At 66.1% G+C, this 4,816-nt stretch carries 5 protein-coding genes; all 5 read right to left on the bottom strand.

Annotated elements, in window-relative coordinates:
* Positions 1–300 (bottom strand): phage terminase large subunit family protein (locus tag QZ709_RS05310; protein WP_294636244.1); only part of this gene is annotated, 300 nt, incomplete at its 3' end.
* A complete protein-coding gene (locus QZ709_RS05305) occupies positions 297–872 on the bottom strand; it encodes a hypothetical protein (protein ID WP_294636243.1) in 576 nt (191 codons plus the stop codon). The genes QZ709_RS05310 and QZ709_RS05305, both read right to left, overlap by 4 nt.
* 429 nt (positions 873–1,301) lie before the next feature.
* Positions 1,302–2,951 (bottom strand): primase-helicase family protein, encoded by a 1,650-nt coding sequence (locus QZ709_RS05300; protein ID WP_294636242.1) that lies wholly within the window; start codon positions 2,949–2,951, stop codon positions 1,302–1,304.
* Entirely contained in the window at positions 2,944–4,014 is a 1,071-nt protein-coding gene (locus tag QZ709_RS05295) for a toprim domain-containing protein (RefSeq protein ID WP_294636241.1), read from the bottom strand. The genes QZ709_RS05300 and QZ709_RS05295 overlap by 8 nt, the downstream gene beginning before the upstream one ends.
* A complete protein-coding gene (locus QZ709_RS05290) occupies positions 4,014–4,397 on the bottom strand; it encodes a hypothetical protein (protein WP_071954906.1) in 384 nt (127 codons plus the stop codon). The genes QZ709_RS05295 and QZ709_RS05290 overlap by 1 nt, the downstream gene beginning before the upstream one ends.
* Between the last annotated feature and the right edge of the window lie 419 nt (positions 4,398–4,816).

The following is a 4,816-nucleotide window of genomic DNA, read 5'->3' as shown; positions in this document are numbered from 1 at the left end:
AAGGATGTTGCGCGGCCGGCGATGGATCAGGGAGGCGATCCAGTTGAGCGCCGTCTGCGTCTTGAACATCTGCGACGCGACCTTGGCAACCACGCGCTTGCAGGGGTGCCCCGGCGAAAGCACCTGGTGCACGCGCCGGGCCGGGTAGCTGTGATCGAAGCGGAACTCGCCCGGCTTGGGACCGCTTTTGGGCAGCTTCATGAACTCTTCGGCCCACTCGTCGCAGCGCAGCTCGGGGTCTGGGCGCATGCCCTCGACCGCTGCCTGGACCATCAGTGCGTAACCGTCGGCGAGATTCACTGGTCGGCCTCCCCAGGCAAGACGCCCTGCAGACGACGCTCGGCCGCGCCGAAGGCCTTGCGCAGCTCGTCGTGGATGATGCGTTCGATCTCGCGCGAGTCCGCCAGCCCCACCAACTGCGGCGCTGCGCGCTGGGACACGCCCATGGCCTCGTCGCGTAGCGCACGGAAGGCATCGAACACGCCGCGCCAGGCCGCCTCGCGGGCCACCAGCAGCTTGGCCTCGCGGGCGTTCTCGCGCTCCTCGCGTTCCACCGACGCCCGTTCCCGGCGCACGCGCAGGCTCTGGTAGTCATCGCCGGGCGCCACGGGCTGGGAATCCTGGGCTTGTGGCGCGTTTTCTGACGCACCCTGCCCGCCCCCCTGCTCTATCGGCAGCGATGCGCCAGCGCGCCCGCTGTCGGCCCTGGCGCGCGTGTTCTGCTGCCACTGGATGTCCGCCACGGCCGGGTCGATCTTCCCGTCGATCAGGGTGATGCGCTTTTCCTTCACAGCCTTCGCCACGGCGGACTTCGCCACGCCCCGGCGCCGGGCGTACTCGGCCTGCGAGACCAGCTCGACGCGCCCGTTCACTTCGACCCCCAGCGTTCACCAGTTCGTTCACTTTTCCCCAGACCAGCCACTAGCGCTCGCGCGGGGGCCGAATTACCCCCGTGATTCCATGCGCCGGGAGTACCTATGCCGGGGGTGGTGGTGCCGCCGGCCGTCAACAGATCCAGCCCTTCCATTTCTTCTTTCCTCTCTCTATACAAACAAAGAAGTGATTACGTGGTTACGAGCGCGCGTAACAGCGAAACCCGCGCCAGGCTTGGCGCGTTACACGATTACGCCGTTACACGCCTCACGCATGTGCATGCACGCGCCCACACACACCCGCCCACCCGCCTGCATGCATGCACACACACATACGCGAGGCTGCTGTAACGCTGTAATCGTGTAACGACCCGCGCCAGTGCTGGATTCCAGCGTTACGCGTCGGTGTAATGACGTAACGGCGCTGCACTACTGACCTCCCTGTGGTTCTTGCTCGTTGGGGGCCGGGACACCGCTGCCATAGCCCGCGTACTTGCGCAGCGCATCCGCGAAGTCGCGCACGGCAGACGTGGCCCAATCGCCCTCGGTCATGCGCTGCTCGCCCTCGCCCAGAATCGGCTCTGTCACCAGGAACATGCGCTCGGTCTTCTTGGCCTGGCCGGGCCGGGTCACGTTCATGGGCTTGGTGCGCACCGGGCAGCCCTGCCCTTCGGCAAAGCGCACCACCGTGGGCGTGAAGCGCGTCTGGGGGAAGGGGTAGCGGTCGCCCGTGCGCTGGCACCATTTCAGGTACGCGGCATAGGCCTGGGTAATGGCGCAGGAGTGGTAGGGCAGATCCAGCTCGCCCGCCTGCCACTCGGACCAGAACAGCTCGGGGCTCTTACGGTTGATCGCAATCAGCGCCGACTTGGCTTCCGTCATCGGGGCCGGGGCAAAGGGGTGGAAATCGCCCAGCGGGTAGTTGAGCAGGTAGTGATAGAACGCCTCCACCCCGCCGCTGTCGCGCCAGTCGCCCAGCGCCTTGTAGTACTCGAAGCCCTTGGCCCGGGGCGTGTAGACCACCAGGTAGCGCCGGTCGGAGTTGTCCAGCGCCAGCGGCTGCAGCTCGTTGGAGAGGAACACGATGTTCATGTGGTTCTTCTCCTCGCGCCGCGTCAGGTGCTTGGGGTTGATCTGCACCGTGGGCGAGGTGATCAGCGCCTTCAGCCGGTTCTTGTTGTGGACCAGCTCGGCCCGGCTGGACACCTCGTCGCCCACCACGAACAGCTTGCAGCTGCGCCAATCGTTGTGCTTGTCCTCCAGCTCGTCCTGTCCCACCAGGGCGCCGTACTTGCCGTAGATCGCCACCATGATGTCGAACAGGAAGTTCTTGCCCGCGCCCTCGTCGCCATGCATCACCACCGCCGTGCGCAGCTTGGTGCCGGGGTGCTGCAGCGGGTAGGCCAGCCAGCACAGCAGCCAATGCATGATGTCGCCGGTATCGCCCTCATCGGGCGTGGCTCGGCTGGTCAGGAACGACACCAGTTCCAGCATGGGCTGCACGTCGCCCTCTTTCGGCACCATGGCCATGCCGTCGAACAGGTTCACCGTGGAAGCCGGGTCGGCATGCAGGGTGGGATCGAACACCACGTCTTCCAGGCGCACTGTGCGCCGCTTCTCGCTGGCCTTCCACATCCGCACCATGTCGGCGCCATGGGCGTGGCCCATGTTGGCGATCTTCATGATCAGCCGCTCAGAGCCGTCCCACACCGTGTCCGTGCCGTAGATCAGCGCAAAGTTCTCGATCAGGTGGTTGAACCGGCCCCAATCGATGGTCTTCTCCTTCTTTCGGCCCTGCACGGGCGGGTCGGCTGCGGGGCTCTTGCCACCCCCATCCCCAGAGTCGCGCGCAGCTGCGCCTTTTTTGGGGGACGGGGGGCGCTGGGCGAGATCCGGCGCCGGCCGCGCCTCGCCCGCGATGCGCACACCCGACTGAAAGTCGACGTGCACAACAGCCCCATCCAGCGGCGCTGGCGCGCCGTGAGTGGACGAGGCATGCGACTCTCCGGTCGCATGCGGTGGCCCCGGTGGCGGCAACGGCACCGCGCTGGCGTTCAGGTTGTCGGTGTTCTCAGCCATACCGCCTCGCCATCGCATCGACCACTGCCACCAGCTGCCGGCGCACCACGTCCAGGCCCTCGAGGACGTGCAGATCGTTGAAGTCGGTATCCTTCGGCCCCCGTGTCGAGGCCTTGAAGATTGGCCAGACCAGGTCGCAGCCGTCCGTGGACTTCGCAGCCCGGCTGGCGGCCGTGCGGCCCGGGTTGATCAGCGCGCCCGTGCGCTTATCCCGGGTCATGTAGTCGTCATCGGCCAGGATCAGGATGCGCGTGGCCGGGTACAGCGCCCGCAGCACGCGCACGACCTCGGCCAGGTTGCCAGCGTCCAGGGCAACGAATACCGGGTGCTGGTGGTCCACCGCCATGCGGGCTGTCAGTCCCGTGGCATAGCCCTCGACCACCATCAGCAGCGAGGTGCTGCCGGCGTCGATCGCGCCGAGGCGGATGCAGCAGCCCGGCTTGTCGAAGGCGCGCAGGTAGATCTTCATGCCGTCCGGCTTGATGAACTGCAGCCCGCGCAGCGCCTGGTCGCGGGGCAGATCGGGGCGTACCAGGGGCAGCAGCGTGGTGCCGGCCGGCAGGCGCACTACCACGTCATCCTCGCCACGCTTGCGGGAAGGCCAGCGCAGCGACAGCTGGCGATCGAGGGCGCGGAAGGCCTCGCCCTGTACCTGCTTGCGGTCCAGATAGGGTGTGGTAGCCACGCGCACGCCCTTGCGCCAGATGTCGATGGCTTCGGCCATCGCATTGGCGATCTCGGCAACACGTTCGATCGCCGCAGCCTCGGCCAGCGCCTTGCGGTGGGCGGCCTGGCGGGCGCGCTCGGCCTCTGACAGTGGCGCCAGGTCAATCTCTACCCGCTGCCAATCGCCGCCATGACGATAGGTGCCGAACGAGCCGACCACATACGTGCCGCCGGCATCCGGCTGCCACAGGTGCAGCTTGTACCAGTCCTTGCCGCCGGCACCACAGGTCGTCTTGCGCCCTGCCCTGATCCTGTCGGGCAGATCACGCCGATCCCGGTCGCGCAGCGCGATGCCGAAATGCTCCATCTGGTGCAGAACGCTCTGGTAGTTGTCCATCACGCCCTGCCCTCTTTCAGCCGCTCCAGCCGCGCCACCAGCAGCGACGCATGGCCCACCGTGCGCTCAAGCTCGCGCGTCAGCTTCGTGGCCTCGGTCACGGGGTCCAGCGGCATGGGCGGCGCGTAGCCTGCCTCATGCAGCAGATAGGCCGTCAGGCCGTGAAAGCCGATCTCGCAGCACTTGCGCATCAGCAGCAGCAACTGGCCCGGGCTCAGCCGCTCGGCCCGGGCCGGGTTCAGCGCATCCAGCAGATAGCGCGCCGCCGCGTCGGGCTGCTTTTCGGGGAACAGCAGTTCGCCCACCTTCTTCGGGCCACCGAGGTACTTCACAGCATCCTTGGCAGCCTCCAGCTCATCGTCGTAATTGAGTGCTGGGTCCATGTTTCAGACCTCCAAAATCAGGGGAAACCCTTTCCGACGCGTTCCGAATTTGTCGGAACGCGGCGGAATGCCTGTATGGACAGGCGCTACCGAGGAGAAAGTGCATTGCGCCGGCCCAACGCCACGCAGCGACCTGACGGACATCAAGGCCCTATCCCCTCTTCTCCATAGGCAAACCGTTCCGACGCGTTCCGAAAAATTCGGAACGCGTCGGAATGACTCAGCCAGGCAATACCGGGAGACTTCGATGCATGAACCAACGCACCGAACCCTCGCAAGAAAAAGCCGCCGCGGTCCGCATGGAACGTGTGGCGGAAAATGAGACCGGCGCACCGCATGCACCGATCACACAACCAACCGGAGATACCGATGAGCGAACAGAACACCATCCCGCTGAATGCAGACTCGCTGAATGCCAT

The organism is uncultured Aquabacterium sp., from assembly GCF_913773725.1.
Taxonomy (GTDB): domain Bacteria; phylum Pseudomonadota; class Gammaproteobacteria; order Burkholderiales; family Burkholderiaceae_C; genus Aquabacterium.
The sequence above is the reverse complement of the archived record's forward strand: the minus strand, read 5'-3'. Positions and strand labels throughout refer to the sequence as shown.

What these genes read in the sequence shown, in the direction of transcription:
- QZ709_RS05300 (WP_294636242.1), bottom strand. Translation starts at nt 2,951, where the DNA reads ATGGCTGAGAACACCGACAACCTGAACGCCAGCGCGGTGCCGTTGCCG.
- QZ709_RS05295 (WP_294636241.1), bottom strand. Translation starts at nt 4,014, where the DNA reads ATGGACAACTACCAGAGCGTTCTGCACCAGATGGAGCATTTCGGCATC.
- QZ709_RS05290 (WP_071954906.1), bottom strand. Translation starts at nt 4,397, where the DNA reads ATGGACCCAGCACTCAATTACGACGATGAGCTGGAGGCTGCCAAGGAT.